A 15,646-nucleotide genomic window follows, 5' to 3' on the forward strand; every position below is an offset into this window, starting at 1 on the left:
GCCGAATAGGGTGCGGTGCCGGTAACCTTCGCCAGTCCGTCCAGCCGGGAGATCGGCTTGCCGATCACACCTTGGTGCATCGTATCCAGGCGGTTGTCGTCGACGGGTCCGTCCTGCTTGAGATGCTGCGTCATAGGTCCACTCCTGTCGCTTCCGCGAGCACCGCCGCCAGCGTCCGGCGCGCGAGCGGAATCTTGAAATCATTCTCACCGAACCCGCGGGCATCCGCGAGCAGAACGTCGGCGGCCGCATCGAAGAGGGCGGCATCGGGCACCTGACCCATGAGAACCTCCGCAATGCGCGGATCGTACCATGGCTTGTGCGCCAGCCCGCCGAAGGCGAGATCGGCACGTGCTATCCTGTCCCCGTCCATCGCTACGATCGCGGCCACGGAAACCAGCGCGAAAGCATAAGAGGAGCGCTCCCGTACCTTGCGATAGATCTGCTTGCCTTTGACCGGGCGGGGCAGGGTGATGGCGGTGATCAGCTCGCCTGCTTCCAGCACGTTGTCGCGCCACGGCGTATCGCCTGGAAGGCGGTGAAAATCGCGCACCGGCACGGTCCGCTCGCCGGCCGGACCGGCAATATGGACCGTTGCATCCAGCGCGCTGAGCGCCACGGCCATATCACCCGGATAGGTGGCGATGCACTGGTCGCTGGTTCCCAGCACCGCGTGCAGCCGGGCGATGCCCTTGAGCGCGCCGCAGCCGGAGCCGGGCTCGCGCTTGTTGCAAGGCTGATCGATATTGGTGAAGTAATAGCAGCGCGTCCGCTGACACAGATTGCCGCCATTCGTCGCCTTGTTGCGCAACTGCTGCGTGGCCCCGGCCAGAATGGCCCGGGAAAGCACGGGATAGTCGCGTTTGATGCGCGGATTTACGGCGGTGGCGGTGTTGGTGGCAAGAGCCCCCAGGCGCACACCCTCTCCATCGTCCTCTATCGCCGCCATGCCAGCGGGGTTGATGTCGACCAGCGTTTCGGGGGTTTCGACCTGCAGTTTCATGAGATCGAGAAGATTGGTTCCGCCGGCGATGGCCGTCGCCCCATCGGGTTGGGCGATCTGTAGCGCGTGATCGAGCCCTTCGGCTCGCTGGAATGCGAAAGGCCTCATGCGCGGGCCTCCTTCGCGACTTCTTCGATGGCAGCGACGATGTTGGTATAGGCGCCGCAGCGGCAGAGATTTCCACTCATGCGCTCACGGATCTCCTCGCCGGTCAGCTCCATGGGGCCTTCCAGGTCGGAAGAGGCATCGCTCGGCCAGCCGAGCGCGATTTCCTCGAGCAGGGCGGTGGCGGAGCAGATCTGGCCCGGCGTGCAATAGCCGCACTGAAACCCGTCATGCTCCAGGAAAGCCTGCTGCATCTGGGAGGGCGCATCGGGCGTTCCCAGCCCTTCGATCGTAGTCACGCTGTCGCCTTCGTGCATGGCCGCGAGCGTCAGGCAGGAATTGATCCGCACGCCGTTGACCATCACCGTGCAGGCGCCGCACTGGCCATGGTCGCAACCCTTCTTGGTCCCGGTCAGCTGCAACTGGTGCCGCAGGAAATCGAGCAGGCTGACGCGCGGATCGTCTGGAACGGGATGGGGCGCGCCATTGACGGTAATCGGATTGGGCAAGCTTCAGTCCTCCTGCTGCCGACAATGGCCGGGCGACGAGATAGGTCCGCAAAGCTCACGGAAAATAACAGGAAACAAAAATCGATTTCCAGCGCAGGCGCGGCGACCGATAGCAACGGGACCCCACGGGCGAGGGGGTTGGCGGTTTAAGTCTAACCCAGACCGGTCAGCCATTCGCCCAGCAAGCGCGAGCAATTCTCGGCGCGTTCCTGCTGGGTCCAGTGGCCGCAGCCCTCCAGCATATGGACGCCGCGCAGGTCCGGGAGGAGGGCGTGCAGCTTCTTGAGCGCATCCGGCCCGGCCAGGCGCGTGGCGAGATCGCTGGTGCCGCCGATAAACAGGCTGGGCTGCGCGATGACATGGGAGTCCAGCGCCGACAGCATGGCGTGATCGCGGCGCTGGTTGCGATAGCGGTTGAGCGGTCCGCGAAAGCCGGACTGGCGGAACTGGGACGCGAAATAGGCCACATCGTCGTGGTCAAGCCAGGGCAGCGACATGGGCGGTTCCGGCAGACCCTTCAGCAGGCCGTCGCCCGGTTTCTTGTCTGTGGGCCAGGTCCCCTCGGGCGCATCGCCCGACAAGGCGTAGTAGAACTGGCGGATCACCGCTTCCGGATCCGCCTCAAGCTCCCGCTCGGCCACGCCTTCGTTCTGGAAATCGACTTGGTAGAACCAGCGCCCGCGCTGGGTGAAGAATTGATCCTGAAGCACATCCGCGCTCAGCGGGCCGGGCGCGGAATGGGGGACCGACAGGCCCGCGACGGCGCGGAAGCGATCGGGATGAAGGAGGGCGGACGTCCAGGCGATCGGCGCGCCCCAATCGTGCCCGACGATGACGGCCGGCTGTTCCGACAGAGCCGCCGCGAGGGCCGCCATGTCCCCGGCCAGCGCCTCCAGCGAGTAGGCTTCCACGTCATCCGGCGCGGATGACCCCCCATACCCACGGACATCCGGCGCCACTACACGGAAGCCCAGAGAGGCGAGGGCGGGAATCTGATGTCGCCAGCTGTACCAGCTTTCAGGAAATCCGTGGACCAGGATCACCAGCGGACCGGTGCCCATCTCCGCGTAGCGCAGCGTCACACCCGTGGGCAGCTCCGCATGAGCCAACGCAACGTCTTCCAGAATAGTCATGTGAGGCGATTTCCCCTTGTGGAGCGCGGCGGCCAGCGTCCACGATAGCGAGCTGCCGGGACTGCACATCTGCGCAGGCGAGGTGCCGGGTCAAGACCGGATCGCCCGCGAGACCAGGGGCAAGGGCAGTTGCGAGCGCGGTCGATTGCTGCTTTCACACACCGAACGACGGGGCCGAAATGCGCGCAAAGCGGACTATGGAAAGGGGCGCCATACGCGAAAAGCTGCTGGATGCGGCCGGTGCCCTGATGCGCGAATTCGATACGGTGGAGATCGGGATCCTCGATATCGCCGCGCGTGCCCAGGTGAATCACGGTATGATCCGCTATTATTTCGGCAGCAAGGAAGGGATGCTGCTTGCCCTGCTGGACCGCGATCTGACCGCCCGGATCCGCCAATTGTCGGCGCTGCTGCGGCTTGATGTTACTGCGTCCGAGCGGATGCGCATCCATCTGGAGGGCATTCTGGATACCTATTACCAGATCCCCTATCTCAACCGGCTGATCCAGCTGATGGTGCGGGACTCTTCGCCCGAACGCGTGCGCTATATAGCGGAGGAACTTCTCAAGCCGCTCGCCAATGCGCAGCAGACGATCATCGAAGAAGGCATCTCGTCCGGGGAATTCCGCCCGGTCGACCCCAAGCTGTTCTACTTCAATGCTGTCGGCGCAGCCGATGGCCTCTATTGCAATCGCTTCACCTTGTCTTCGGTGTTCGGGGGGACCGGAGTGGCTGACGATGCGCTGCACGAACGGTATCGCCGGCATACGGTCGAAACCCTGATGGCCGGATTGCGCAAGCCATAATCGAGCCGATCAGGGATGGCTCGGCGCTGCACCGGCCCTTTCGGCAGTGCTTTCCTTATTACATATCCCACGCAGAGCCGTGACCCCAGCGAGCGTTGTCCCGGTCACGCAGCCTGCTTGAAGCCGCGCTCCAGCATCTCTGCCAGATCCAGTGCGCTCATCGGCTTGCCGATAAGATAGCCCTGAATATAATCGCATCCGATGCTGCGCAGGAACGCCATGCATTCGGCGTCCTCTACTCCTTCGGCCACCACGCGCAGACCAAGCTCGTGGGCCAGATCCACCGTCGAGCGCACCATCAGGCCATCGCTGCGCTCACGATGCGCGAACTGCACGAAGCTGCGATCGATCTTCAGTTCGGACAGCGGCAGCCGTTTCAGATAGCTGAGAGTGGACTGTCCGGTGCCGTAATCGTCCATCGATATGGCGACGCCCATTTCGTGGAACGATTGCAGCGCTTCGGTGGCGAGACCCGCGTCCAGGAAGGCGGCGGATTCGGTAACTTCGAAGATCAGGCGGGTGCGCGGGACACCCGTGCCAGCCAGCAATGCCTCGGTCGCTGCGATAAAACGGGGGTTCGACAGCAGGCGCGCCGAGATGTTGACCGCTGCGTGAAGGACAAGCCCGCGCGCGCACCAGTCGCTCAGGTCATCGATCGTCCGGCGCAGCACATACAGGGTAAGGTCGTCGATCCGGTCCGCCGTTTCCGCCAGCGGGATGAAGGTATCGGGCCGCAGATAGCCGCGCTCGGGATGATTCCAGCGCACCAGCGCCTCGACCGCGTCGATCGTATCGGACGAGAGATGAAGCTTGGGCTGATAGACGACTTCGAGCTGGCCGAGCGCGATAGCGGTATCAAGTTCGCCCATCAGCGAAATCTGCTGTTCGAGCGCCGCGCGTTCCGCCGCCTCGTGGTAGTGCCAGTGCTCGCCGGTCCTCAGCGCCTCGCTGGCGGCCAGGGTCGCTTCGGAGGTGAAACCGGCGGCGGCGATGCCGAAGGCGATCTGGGCATCGACCGGCCGACCGGCGATCTCGACCGGCTGACGCAGCAGTTCGGCAAGATCGGGCAACACCGCCTCTGGCTGGCCATCGTTGAAGGTGTGGATCCAAGCGAGCGATTTCTCCTCGACCCGATAGATGCACCTGCCCCCTCTCGCCACCGCGATCCGATCGGCGATCCCCCGCACGGCCTGAGCGGCGCCCTCCGGTCCCAGGACTGCCTGGAGGCGATCGAGATTGCCGATCGCCGCCACGATGGTGAATTCGTCGCCGGGCTGGGGACGTGCCATGGCGTGGCGGTTGGGCAGGCCCGTCTCGAGGTCATGCGTGTGGCGGAAAGCCTGTTCCTGCCGGTATATCACCAGCAGCCGCAGCCCCGTGGCGGCGCAAATTGCGGCCAGCGCCGGAGCCATCCCCATCAGGACGCGCAGGAACATCCAGCCTGCCAGCATTACTCCTGCCAGCGCAACCGTTGCGAACACGAATTTGGCGAAGACATCCGCCTTGCGCGGCGTGCGGGCGATCCACATGCACAGGCCCAGGGCTACGATCAGCATGGCGAGACCATCGGTTTCCATCGGCACGCCGGCCATCAAGGTCTCTGCTGCCATTGCCTGGATCAGGACGCCGGGGATCACGCCATATCCGGAGACCGCGTATCGATCACCCATTTCCACCGCGGTGGCGCCGATCAGGACATCCTTGCCAGCCACGCTCGCACCGGCGAACTCGCCGCGTTCCACATCGATGAAGCTGAGCCGCGGAATGGTCGAAAGGCGGAGGGAGAGATCGAGGGGAAAGGCCTGTCCGGCGGTCCCGCCGCGCTGGGCGATCTGAGCCGAAAGGGCTGGCCGCGGGATGTCCGCAGTGACGGTGCCGAGCGGCATGCGCCGCACCTGGCCGTCAATGTCGGGCACCACTGACACCGAGGCGAGGGTGGCGGATTCGCGAAACGCCGGGATCGGAAGCGAATCTAGCATCCGGACATCCGCATGGCTGGCCCGCTGAGAGAAAGTTGGCAGGATGATCTGGCTGTCCGACCGGGCGAAGCTGCTGGCCAGCGCGCGGTCCGCGACGGCGTGCGAACCCGTCGAGAGGTCGACATCGAAGGCGATCGAGCGGGCGCCCGCCGCGCTCAGCCGGTCGACAACGGCCGCATAGTGACGCCGGTCCCAAGGCCAGCGCCGGATGGCCGCAAGGCTGGCCGCATCCATTTCGACGAGCACCACCTGGCCGCTCGCATCGGACGAATGGGTGGCGAAGAAGGTGGACTGGAGCGCCCGTTCGAAGGGCGAAAGCATGCCCGTCAGCCAAAGCGCACACGCCGCGATGGCCGCCGCAGCCGTTGTCAGCGCGGCGTGCCTCCATTTCGGAGCATCGTTGTCGGATTGTCCTGCTGACATGGACTTGGTTCGCACGTTCCGGGCCGCGCCTTACCGACGCGATCCGTCAGGCTTGCCGGGCTTCACGATATCCTTGACAGTCGTCAGCACCTTGTCGAGCAGTTTTGCGGGATCTATGAGATGATCCGGCTTGGCGTCCTTCATAGGCGGTGCGGCGTCCGGTAAGGGCGTAGGGACGGGGTCGAGCGCGCCCAAGGGTTTTCCCGGTTCCACAGGCTTCACCGGTGCTTCGGGCTTGACCGGTGCTTCGGGCGAGACTGGTGCCTCGGGCTTGGGTATAATGACGCTATCGGGGGTGGTCTCGGGCTTGCTAACTTCCACCGGCATGGCCGTCGCTTCGGGACCGGCTGCGTCTGTGGGTTTGCCGATAGCGGCATCCTCGGGCTTTCCGAGGTCTGAAGGCTTGCCGGCATTCTCCGGTTTGCCGCCTTTCTCGGTCTTGTCGACGTTTTCGGGTCCACCGCTATCGGCTGGCTTCCCGGAGCTTTCGGGTGTGCCAGCGGAGTCGGGTTTGCCGGCCTTATCGGGTTTACCGGTATTCTCGGCCTTACCCGCATCTTCCGGTTTGCCTACGTCTTCGGCTTTGCCTGCGTGTTCAGGCTTTCCAGCCTCTGGTCCACTGGTATCGTCGGGCTTTGCGGCGCCAACGTCGTCCGGCTTACCGGGGGCGTCGGGCTTGTTGGCCGTGTCGGGTTTTCCGGCATTCTCGGGCTTGCCAGTGTCCTCAGGCTTGCCAGTACCTGCAGGTTTTCCAGCGTCTTCAGGCTTGCCAGTGTCGGCAGGTTTTCCAGCGTCTTCGGACTTGCCGGGATTGTCCGGTTTGCCACCGTCATCGGGCTTACCGGTGTTCCCCGGCTTTCCAGCATCTGCGGGTTGACCAACATTTTCTGACTTCCCACCGGCGTCTGCTGGCTTCCCTGCGTCTGCTGGCTTCCCGGCATCTGCAGGCTCCCCGATATCATCGGCCGCTGCCGGAGCGGGGAGTTCGACAGGCGGATTGGTGGGGGCGGCGGGTCCCGCCGGAGCGCTCTCCGAAACCGGAGCGGGGGCTATGACAGCCGCAGAGGGCGGGGCTGCTGCTCCCGCGTCTACGATTCCGCCGCCCGCCGTTTCGACGATTGATGCCTTGGTCAGCCCCACCGCCGCGATGGCGACCGGAGAAGGACCGGTGACCAGTCCGTTGGTTGCCGAGGCCAGATCGACCGGCTTGCTGCTGATGACCTGTTCGATCTGGACGGCGGCCGGCTCGAACGATGCCGGGCCCGAGGCATCGGGAGCAGGAGCGGTGACGGTCCCGGCAGGCTCGGTAGGCGCGCCCGGTGCATCGGCAGGTGCCTCCGCGCGGGCGGGCGAGTCCACGACCGCCGCCTGATCACCGCTAATATTCAGCCGGTAACGGTCGGACGCCGCGATCATGGCGATCGATCCCGGTCGGATCAATTCGCGCGCACCGCCGTCGTTGGTGGCGACTTCGACTGCGCCCTCGGTAACCTGAAGCGATGTGCGGTCAGCCCCCACGGTGACGGAGAAGACGGTGCCCTTCACCACCGCCGCCAGATAAGGAGTGTCGACCGAGAAATGCGGTGTGCCGCGTTTCTCGACATTGAAGATCGCGTTGCCGATCTCCTGGAAGAACTGGGTGATGGCCGACCCGCTCTTTTCGGCCGGGATGCGGATGCGGCTGTTGGCCGCCACGGTCACGAAATCCTTTTTGTGCACCAGAACGGCGCGTGCGCCGGCTCCGGTCACGACGGTATCGCCGATATTGACGGGTGCGCCGCGGCTGGCCGCGGTCCTTCCCTTCGCACTCACGATGGTCACCGCGCCACGTACCTCGCTGACGACCCAGTCCGCCGATTGGGCGATGGCCTGGGTACTGGAGGTGCACATCAAGCCGATAACGGCGAGGCGGGTGATGGACTTGATCATTGGGGACTCCGCGCGATTACGTGGTCACATTACCGCGCCGGGTGCTGACACATCCTTTTCGGACAGAGTTAACCGCTTCAGGTCTTTTATGTTTTCTCAACGATTAACCCGCATAGGCGACTTCTTTTTCGCGCCGTCCGGGATCGCCATGCGCTGGATTGTCAGCTTTATTCTTGCCTTGATCGGGTTAACGGGTCCCTACGCCGCTTCGGCGCAGGAGGTGCTTGATCGCGTCGAGCCGACACGCCTCGAAGATCGCAAGGTGGAGAGCTTGAGAACTGCTCCCGTCACCACGCCCGAGGTGGAGAGCCAGCAAACGGCCCAAGGTGCAACTGGCGAAAACCTGTTCGTCGGCGCCATTGAGATCACGGGGCTCAAACAGCTCCGAAACTCGAATTTCTCAGATATAGTTCAGAGCTTTATCGGGCAAACCTTATCGTCAACTGAAGTTTCGGATCTGGCCGACAGATTGGCAGACCGTGCCCGCAAGCGGTTTCCCCTGGCGTCGGCGAGCGTAATACCTCAGTCACTGGAGGGCGCCATCCTGCGCGTCGAGATCGACGAAGGCCAGGTCGACGAAATCGAGGTTAAGGGATTTCAAAACAGGCGGATACAAGCCATTCTTCGTGGATTGATCACCGGCGCGCCCGTCACTGTCCGTCAGCTGGAGCGCGCCCTTATGCTGGCACGCGACGTGGACGGGATTTCCATTCGCGAAACCACCATCCGGCGTGACGCGGGACGCAATGTTCTGGTGGTTCAGGGGTTCTACGATCGGTTCCGTGGTCAGTTCAGCTTCGACAACGATTCGACCAAGCCTATCGGGCCTTTCGAAAGCTTCGCATTCGTGCAGGCTAACGGGCTGTTCTCGCATGACGATTCCCTTCAGGCTTATCTCCTGTCTGCGCTTCCCGAACCGAGCGAGCTCGGCTTCGCCCGTGTCCGCTACGCAAAACGCGCCGACGACGGCGGTACCGAGGTTTCGGTCTCGGGATCGTTTTCACGCAGCAAACCAGGGTCTTACCTCGAGCAGTTCGACCTTACGGGAGAAAGCTGGATGGCTTCGGCGGGCGTGTCCCGCCCCCTGGAGCGGACGGTCAGGAGCAGCCTGTGGGTCGATGCGTCCTTTTCGCTTCGCCAGCTGCGGCAGGAACGCGCCGACACCCTGTCGCGCCGCGATCGACTTGCCGTGGCCCGTGTCGGGTGGGCAGGCATCACCAAGCTGGCTGGAGGCAGTCTGCAAAGCCGGATCACAGTCTCCCACGGTCTCGACATCTTGAGCGCTACCGAGGCTGGCGATCCGATGAGATCGCGCAGCGATGCGGACGGAACCTTCACATCGCTTGCCATGCTGGCGCAATGGTCCGCACCGATCACCGGGCGTGCGAGCACAACCATCTCGGTCAGCTCGCAGCTGGCCGACAAGCCGCTGCTGGTTTCCGAAGAGATCGGGTTGGGCGGCGCCCGGTACGGTCGCGGATATGATTACAGCGAGCGTTCGGGCGATGAAGGTGTGATGGGTTACCTCGAGGTGAGCTACGACCTGAAGAAGGTGGGGCCTATCAACGGCGTCGAACCCTACGCGTTCGTGGATGGGGGCAAGGTGTCGAACCTGTCCAGCGGAACCGGCGGCGGCACTCTGGCGTCGGCCGGCGGCGGCATCCGTTTCGACGTGGACCGCAAGACCGACGCCAGCTTCGAGGTGGCCGCCCCGCTGACCGGAGACCGGTACGAAACCAGCTCCAAGGCGCCACGCATACGGTTTTCGGTTACGCGCTACTTCTAGCTAGCGTAAAAAGTAGCGCTATTACAGATATATACGTCAGAACTCGAGATTAATTCTCGGTCACGTCCGTGTACTCCTGCGTTTCAATCTCAATTTCGTCTAGATATCGATCTTAGCGCTATGAAAAATATATATTAATAGAAATATCGTTATGGTTTCGTGCAGGCTACATAGCCTCTGTAGCCGATTTCATCCCGGGCCCCCGGCGGGACGACGATCAGGTCGAGAGCCTGCCGACCGGCATCTCCGGTTGCGTCAACCTCTTGGGTCACGATTAGGAGCCCGCCGCTCTCATAACGGTTTTCACCCGCCGCACTTAGGGGGACAAGTTTGCTGTTCAGCTTGATGACCCCGCGACGTCCGGGTTGATAGATGAAGGCTGGGTAGGCGACCTCTGTGAAGGTGAAGACGCATTTGCCCTCGCGGCCTCCGATTTTCCGCACGTCCGCATTGGACATCGTCTCGGGCTTGATGATTTCGCTCGCGACGTTTGCCAGCGCGGCGGCGGCAGGTTCCACGGGGGCTGCGGTCGGCATAGGGTCCACCTGCGCCTCGCGATCATTGCCGATTGCGGTGTTTCGATTGCAACCCGACAGCCCCAGAGCGAGGACTGCGGCGACGATCGTTAGGCGGATCATCGCGTCCCTCCCTCCGGTGCGGCGACGCCGTCGGGAAGGTGTTCCGACGTTCTCACCCCGTTCTTTTCGATATCGGCGATCAGATATCGCATCTGCGCGATTTCCCGCCGCTGGGCGAGGATGATGTCGTGGGCCAGCTTGCGGACGCGCGGATCACGCAGATGCGCCCGTTCGCTGGTCATGATGGCGATGGAATGATGCGGGATCATCGCCGCCATGTATTCGCTGTCGTCCACGGTCGCCTGGCTGCGCACCAGCCATAGGGCCAGCGCGAAGACGACGGCGCCCACGCCCAGGATGATAAAGTTCTTTCGCCGGTCGCGGTACATGCTCCACATGAACAGCAGCATGACGACCATCATCATCGCCCCCATGACGAACATCATCCAGAAGCGCGTCTCGCTCCAGAAGATGTGATCGGCCTCGAAGGTGTTGGCGTACATCAGGAAGAACATAATGACGGTGGAGGTTGCGACCATCGCCATGAAGCGCCAGTAATTGCCGCCCCCATCGTGCCCTTGGTGCGGTTGCGTTCGGTGCCCAGTGCGGTCTTGCAAGATCAAGTCTCCTTCTGGTTCGGGATCGGATCGACAGCCCTGCCCGTCATACCGTGATCCAGCCCAGCGCGCGGGCGCCCATCCACAGACCCATGCCGATCATGAACAGGTTCTCTGTCAGCGATACGAAGCCGAGCGGTACGTTGCTGCCGCCCCCGACGCAGGCGCATTTGAGTTCCCGCTTGTCTATATAGACGGCCTTGAAGACGCTGGCCGCGCCCACCGTGCCGATGAACAGCGCCACAGGCACCGAGATGATGGGCAAGGCATGCGCGACCATCAATACGGCCGCCAGCGCTTCGCCGAATGGATAGATGAATCCGTATCGCACCCACCGCCGCGCAAGCAGATCGTAATTGAGGAACATCGTCGAGAAGCTGCGGATGTCCTGCAGCTTCTGGACCGCCAGAAACGCCATGGACAGGCTGACGAACCACTCCGCCGCCTGGATGGTAAGCAGCTCGCCGAACGCATACCAGCTCAGTGCCAGACCCAGCAGCGCGGCCATGGAGAAGATGGCAATGACCGGCTGGTAACTCGTTGCGTCCTCGCCCTGGTCCAGCGGTGTCTTGCCGAAATATTCCCGGACCTTGTCGTAGCCCCCGATGCGCTCACCCCCGATAAAGGTTTGCGGCGTCGTTTCCACCTCATACCGGGCCTTGAAGGCGTCGGTCTCTTCCCGCGTTTCGAGATGATGGTCCTCGATCTCGAAGCCTTCGCGTTTCAGCAGATCCACGGTCTTGAGCCCATAGGGGCAGATGTGTTCGGGCATCACCATCCGGTAAACGGTGGCTTTCCTAGCTTGCTTGCGGTCGCTCATCGTCTCGCTTTCTCGAACAGGGTGACCAGTTCGGTGAACTTCTGCGTCTGTTCGTCGGGATCGCCGCTCGCAATGGCTTCGGCCACGCAGCAGGCGGCATGCTGCTTTAGGATTTCGCTCTCGACCTTGGCGAAGGCTGCCTTCACGGCCTGCATCTGTGTGAGGATGTCGATGCAGTATCGTTCATCCTCCACCATGCGGGCGATTCCGCGCACCTGGCCTTCGACCCGGCGCAACCGGTTGAGGGTACTCTGACGGTCGATGGAGCTATGGTTTTCCGGTTTCATAGGGAACTTATGGAAGGCGTGACTGTCTTGCCTATATACCGCCGGGGGGTAATCTGGTTCCGTATCGAAGGAGCGGCCTGAACATGATTGGATCTTCGCTGTCGCGCCGTCGGCTGCTCGGCACGGGCGCGCTCGGCACCGGCCTGATGGCGCTGCCCGCCTGGGCGCGCGGTGCCGATCTGCACGATTCCGCGATTCGCCCCGGGTTCGACGAAGTGTCGGGCCGGGAGATTGCGCTGACCATCGGTGAGGGATCACGCATGGTGCAGGGCCGCACCGGACACGCCATCGCCGTCAACGGCAGCGTTCCCGGCCCGCTCGTCCGCCTCAAGGAAGGGCAGCCGGTGCGCCTGCGCGTGACGAACACGCTGGACGAGGACAGCTCGATCCATTGGCACGGGCTGCTCCTGCCGTTCCAGTTCGACGGGGTGCCGGGCGTAAGCTTTCCGGGCATCGCGCCGGGCGAAACCTTCGTTTACGACCTTCCTCCCATCCGCCAGCACGGCACCTACTGGTGGCACAGCCATTCCGGGCTTCAGGAACAGGCGGGGCACTATGGCCCCATCGTGATCGACCCGGCAGGCAGCGACCCGGTTCAGGCGGATCGGGACCATGTGCTGCTGTTGAGCGAATTCACGCCGCGGCATCCCCATGCGATCATGAGCAAGCTGAAGAAGGGGGAGGGGTACTTCAACTACCAGCAGACGAGCTGGACCGACGACTATCCCCTATCGGGCGAGGACCGGCGCATGTGGGCGCGCATGCGCATGATGGCGACCGATATCCTGGACGTGACCGGATCGACCTACACCTATCTCGCCAATGGACGCGGGCCAGGGGAGGGGGCCGAATTCCTGTTCCGCCCGGGCGAGCGCGTGCGGCTGCGGATCATCAACGGCAGCGCGATGACCTTCTTCAACCTTCGGATCCCCGGCGCGAAGTTCCGCGTGGTGGCCGCCGACGGGCAGGACGTGCGCCCGGTCGAGGTGGAGGAATTCCAGATCGGGGTGGCCGAAACCTACGACATCTTGGTGGAGCCGACCGCCACGGCCCATTCCATCATCGCCGAAAGCATGGACCGGTCAGGCATGGCTCTGGCGACGCTTGCCACCATACCGGGTGCGCGGGCAGCGGTACCGCCGCTGCGCGATCCGCCGCTGCTGACCATGGCCGATATGGGGATGGGCGGGATGGACCACGGCGGCATGGATCACGGCGAGATGGATCATGCGGCGATGGGACATGCCATGCCATCCGCGAGCTCCGAGTCGGACGCGATGGCGATGGGCACCATGGACATGCATGGCATGGACATGCGCGACGTCTCCAAGCTGCCGCCCAGCGTGAAGGTCGGCCCCGGCATCGACATGGTGTCGATGAATCCGGTCGACCGCATGGGCGATCCCGGCATTGGCCTCGACGGCGTGGGCCACAAGGTCCTCACCTACAGGGATCTGGTTGCGTTGAAGCCCAACGACGACCTCCGCCAGCCTTCCCGGCAAATGGAAATCCACCTCACCGGGAACATGGAACGCTACATGTGGTCGTTCGACGGCAAGAAGTTCACTGCCGTTTCCGATGATCCGATCCGCTTCGCCTATAACGAAAGGGTGCGGGTTAAGCTGGTGAACGACACGATGATGGCGCACCCGATCCATCTTCACGGGCATTTCTTCGAACTGGTCAACGGCGCGCCCGCCGACCGCCAGCCGCAAAAGCACACCATGATCGTTCAGCCCGGCGGCAGCGCCACGTTCGACCTGACCGCGGACGAGCAGGGCGACTGGGCGTTTCACTGCCACCTCCTCTATCACATGCATGCAGGCATGTTCCAGGTGGTGACGGTGCGAAAACCCCCGCAGGAGCCCGATATCGAGCGGGTGGGGGAAAGCTGATGCGCGTGTTCGCGATAATTCTGCTCGCCGGCACGGCGGCCCCCGCGCTCGCCCAAGGGCATCAGGGCCATGCGGATCATGCGATGCCCACGGCGCAAGCGGAGAGCCAGCAGGCTGCTGCGCAGCCCGACTGCGAGAGGGAAGCGAAGCGGCACCGTGCGATGGGCCATGCCGTTCCCGAAAACGCCTGCGAGGGACAAGCAGACTCGCAAGCGTCGGATCCGGTTGATTCCCCCCGTCATACAGAGGCGATGGACCATTCCTCCATGGATCACGAGGCAGAGGGTCATGGGTCTACGGACCATGCCACCATGGATCACGCAGACATGGATCACGGCGCCATGGCGATGGAGCCCATTCCCACGCTTCCGCCCCCTGCCGCAGCAGGTTCGGGGCCGCCGCGCGCCGCCGATGCGATCTGGGGCGCCGCAGCCATGGCTCCTTCTCGTCGGGCGCTGGTCCATGAGAATGGGGGCCAGAGCTTCGCCAGCCTGATGATCGACCGCCTCGAATATCGGGCGCGCGAGGGGCAGGACGGCTATCTGTGGGAAGGCCAGGCCTGGTTCGGCGGCGATCTCGACCGCTTGACCATCAAGAGCGAGGGGGAGGGCAGCTTCGGAGGCGAGGCGGAACAGGCCGAGGTGCAGGCGCTGTGGAGCCACGCCATCGGCCCATGGTTCGATCTCAACGCTGGGTTGCGCCACGATTCTGCCGGGCCCGACCGCACGCATCTCGCGCTCGGGATCCAGGGCCTGGCTCCCTATAAGTTCGAGGTCGACGGCACCCTGTTCCTATCGGACGAGGGCGATCTGACGGCACGGGCCGAGGCGGAGCTGGACCAGCTCATCACCCAGCGCCTGGTTCTCCAGCCGCGCGCCGAGCTGAACCTGTCCGCGCAGGACGTGCCGGAGCTCGGCATCGGCGCCGGGTTGGACTCGGTCGAGATCGGCCTGCGCCTGCGCTATGAGATCGCACGCGAATTCGCCCCCTATGTCGGTGTGGCGCAGGAATGGCGCGTGGGCGGCAGCGCGGATTATGCCCGTGCAGCCGGCGAACATGTCAGCGCCACCAGCCTGGTGGCAGGGGTCCGCTTCTGGTTCTGAAGCGGGCCATGCCAGTCCGCGTCGGTCATGAGAGGGTAAGTCCACTGGTCGGGACGAGAGGATTCGAACCTCCGACCCCCACACCCCCAGTGTGATGCGCTACCAGGCTGCGCTACGTCCCGTTCCAGTGGAGGGCGGCCCATTAGCGGGGGCTGGCGGCGATGGCAAGCGGTCTGAGCGCGGCATTGTTCTTTGCGGGACATGTTCCTTGCGCGCATCGCAAGCCGCGTTGCAGGGCGATTACAATGCTGCTAGGCGCGCCCGCATTTCGTGCATCACCGCGCAACATGCGCCGGGGATGACTTTGCAAGCAACGACCCGATAGGTTCTTCTTCACGATGCTGAATATCCTCGCCGCCGCCACGACCGGCGCCGCCGACGCCCCACCCGCATGGATGGGCTGGCTGCCCATCGTGGGCATGATCGCGATCTTCTGGTTCCTGATCATTCGCCCGCAGATGCGCCAGCAGAAGGCCCACCAGGCCAAGGTTGCCGGGCTCCAGCGCGGGGACGAAGTCGTCACCGCCGGCGGCATCGTGGGCAAGGTCACCAAGGTTGACGATACCTATGCCGAACTGGAAATCGCCAAGGGTGTGAAGGTGCGCGCGGTGAAGTCCACCATCGGCGATGTGATCAAGCCCGGCGCCGCCGGCGCGGCCGCCAACGACTGAGC

Annotated in this window: 14 protein-coding genes and 1 tRNA gene; 5 read left to right on the plus strand and 10 right to left on the minus strand. The window is 63.7% G+C overall.

Going from position 1 to position 15,646, the window contains the following annotated elements; all coding sequences use genetic code 11:
• Positions 1–130: 130 nt before the first annotated feature.
• From ACFDTG_RS09235 to ACFDTG_RS09245, 3 genes are all read right to left on the minus strand, one after another.
• Entirely contained in the window at positions 131–1,111 is a 981-nt protein-coding gene (locus ACFDTG_RS09235; protein ID WP_375290742.1) for an FAD binding domain-containing protein, read from the minus strand.
• Positions 1,108–1,617, minus strand: coding sequence for a 2Fe-2S iron-sulfur cluster-binding protein (locus ACFDTG_RS09240; RefSeq protein WP_375290743.1), 510 nt, complete (start codon positions 1,615–1,617; stop codon positions 1,108–1,110). The genes ACFDTG_RS09235 and ACFDTG_RS09240 overlap by 4 nt, the downstream gene beginning before the upstream one ends.
• A 152-nt stretch (positions 1,618–1,769) precedes the next feature.
• Positions 1,770–2,750, minus strand: a complete 981-nt coding sequence (locus ACFDTG_RS09245) for an alpha/beta hydrolase (RefSeq protein WP_375290744.1) — start codon at positions 2,748–2,750, stop codon at positions 1,770–1,772.
• Between the two features lie 197 nt (positions 2,751–2,947).
• Between ACFDTG_RS09245 and ACFDTG_RS09250 the strand changes: the two genes are divergently transcribed.
• Positions 2,948–3,556 (plus strand): TetR family transcriptional regulator, encoded by a 609-nt coding sequence (locus tag ACFDTG_RS09250; RefSeq protein ID WP_375290745.1) that lies wholly within the window; start codon positions 2,948–2,950, stop codon positions 3,554–3,556.
• 104 nt (positions 3,557–3,660) lie between these two features.
• Here the strand turns inward: ACFDTG_RS09250 and ACFDTG_RS09255 are convergent, their stop codons facing one another.
• Together ACFDTG_RS09255 and ACFDTG_RS09260 are read right to left on the minus strand one after the other, a co-directional pair.
• A complete protein-coding gene (locus ACFDTG_RS09255; RefSeq protein WP_375290746.1) occupies positions 3,661–5,958 on the minus strand; it encodes a putative bifunctional diguanylate cyclase/phosphodiesterase in 2,298 nt (765 codons plus the stop codon).
• 30 nt (positions 5,959–5,988) lie between these two features.
• Positions 5,989–7,887: a FecR domain-containing protein gene (locus ACFDTG_RS09260; protein WP_375290747.1), complete on the minus strand. Its 1,899-nt coding sequence runs from the start codon at positions 7,885–7,887 to the stop codon at positions 5,989–5,991.
• A gap of 148 nt (positions 7,888–8,035) precedes the next feature.
• Between ACFDTG_RS09260 and ACFDTG_RS09265 the strand changes: the two genes are divergently transcribed.
• Positions 8,036–9,673 carry a ShlB/FhaC/HecB family hemolysin secretion/activation protein gene (locus tag ACFDTG_RS09265; protein ID WP_375290748.1) on the plus strand — a complete coding sequence of 546 codons (1,638 nt, stop codon included), beginning with the start codon at positions 8,036–8,038 and terminating at the stop codon, positions 9,671–9,673.
• A gap of 149 nt (positions 9,674–9,822) precedes the next feature.
• Here ACFDTG_RS09265 and ACFDTG_RS09270 read toward each other — a convergent pair whose 3' ends face one another.
• The 4 genes from ACFDTG_RS09270 to ACFDTG_RS09285 all read right to left on the minus strand — a co-directional run bounded on the left by ACFDTG_RS09270 (position 9,823) and on the right by ACFDTG_RS09285 (position 11,975).
• Positions 9,823–10,311, minus strand: coding sequence for a DUF6692 family protein (locus ACFDTG_RS09270; protein ID WP_375290749.1), 489 nt, complete (start codon positions 10,309–10,311; stop codon positions 9,823–9,825).
• Positions 10,308–10,790: a DUF305 domain-containing protein gene (locus tag ACFDTG_RS09275; protein WP_375290770.1), complete on the minus strand. Its 483-nt coding sequence runs from the start codon at positions 10,788–10,790 to the stop codon at positions 10,308–10,310. Before ACFDTG_RS09275 ends, ACFDTG_RS09270 begins: the two co-directional genes overlap by 4 nt.
• A 124-nt stretch (positions 10,791–10,914) precedes the next feature.
• A complete protein-coding gene (locus ACFDTG_RS09280) occupies positions 10,915–11,688 on the minus strand; it encodes a glutaredoxin family protein (RefSeq protein WP_375290750.1) in 774 nt (257 codons plus the stop codon).
• Positions 11,685–11,975 (minus strand): metal-sensitive transcriptional regulator, encoded by a 291-nt coding sequence (locus ACFDTG_RS09285; protein ID WP_375290751.1) that lies wholly within the window; start codon positions 11,973–11,975, stop codon positions 11,685–11,687. Before ACFDTG_RS09285 ends, ACFDTG_RS09280 begins: the two co-directional genes overlap by 4 nt.
• 83 nt (positions 11,976–12,058) lie before the next feature.
• Here ACFDTG_RS09285 and ACFDTG_RS09290 point away from each other — a divergent pair, with 83 nt between their 5' ends.
• Together ACFDTG_RS09290 and ACFDTG_RS09295 are read left to right on the plus strand one after the other, a co-directional pair.
• On the plus strand, positions 12,059–13,870 hold the full coding sequence (locus ACFDTG_RS09290; protein WP_375290752.1) for a copper resistance system multicopper oxidase: 1,812 nt from the start codon (positions 12,059–12,061) through the stop codon (positions 13,868–13,870).
• Entirely contained in the window at positions 13,870–14,973 is a 1,104-nt protein-coding gene (locus tag ACFDTG_RS09295; RefSeq protein WP_375290753.1) for a copper resistance protein B, read from the plus strand. The genes ACFDTG_RS09290 and ACFDTG_RS09295 overlap by 1 nt, the downstream gene beginning before the upstream one ends.
• Positions 14,974–15,018: 45 nt before the next feature.
• On the opposite strand, the gene ACFDTG_RS09300 is transcribed toward ACFDTG_RS09295, so the two are convergent.
• A tRNA-Pro gene (locus tag ACFDTG_RS09300) sits at positions 15,019–15,095 on the minus strand.
• A 216-nt stretch (positions 15,096–15,311) separates the two neighbouring features.
• On the opposite strand from ACFDTG_RS09300, the gene yajC reads away from it, so the two are divergent.
• Positions 15,312–15,644 carry a preprotein translocase subunit YajC gene (gene yajC / locus ACFDTG_RS09305; protein WP_375290754.1) on the plus strand — a complete coding sequence of 111 codons (333 nt, stop codon included), beginning with the start codon at positions 15,312–15,314 and terminating at the stop codon, positions 15,642–15,644.
• Positions 15,645–15,646: the final 2 nt, after the last annotated feature.

The organism is Qipengyuania sp. (assembly GCF_042095715.1).
Lineage (GTDB): Bacteria > Pseudomonadota > Alphaproteobacteria > Sphingomonadales > Sphingomonadaceae > Qipengyuania.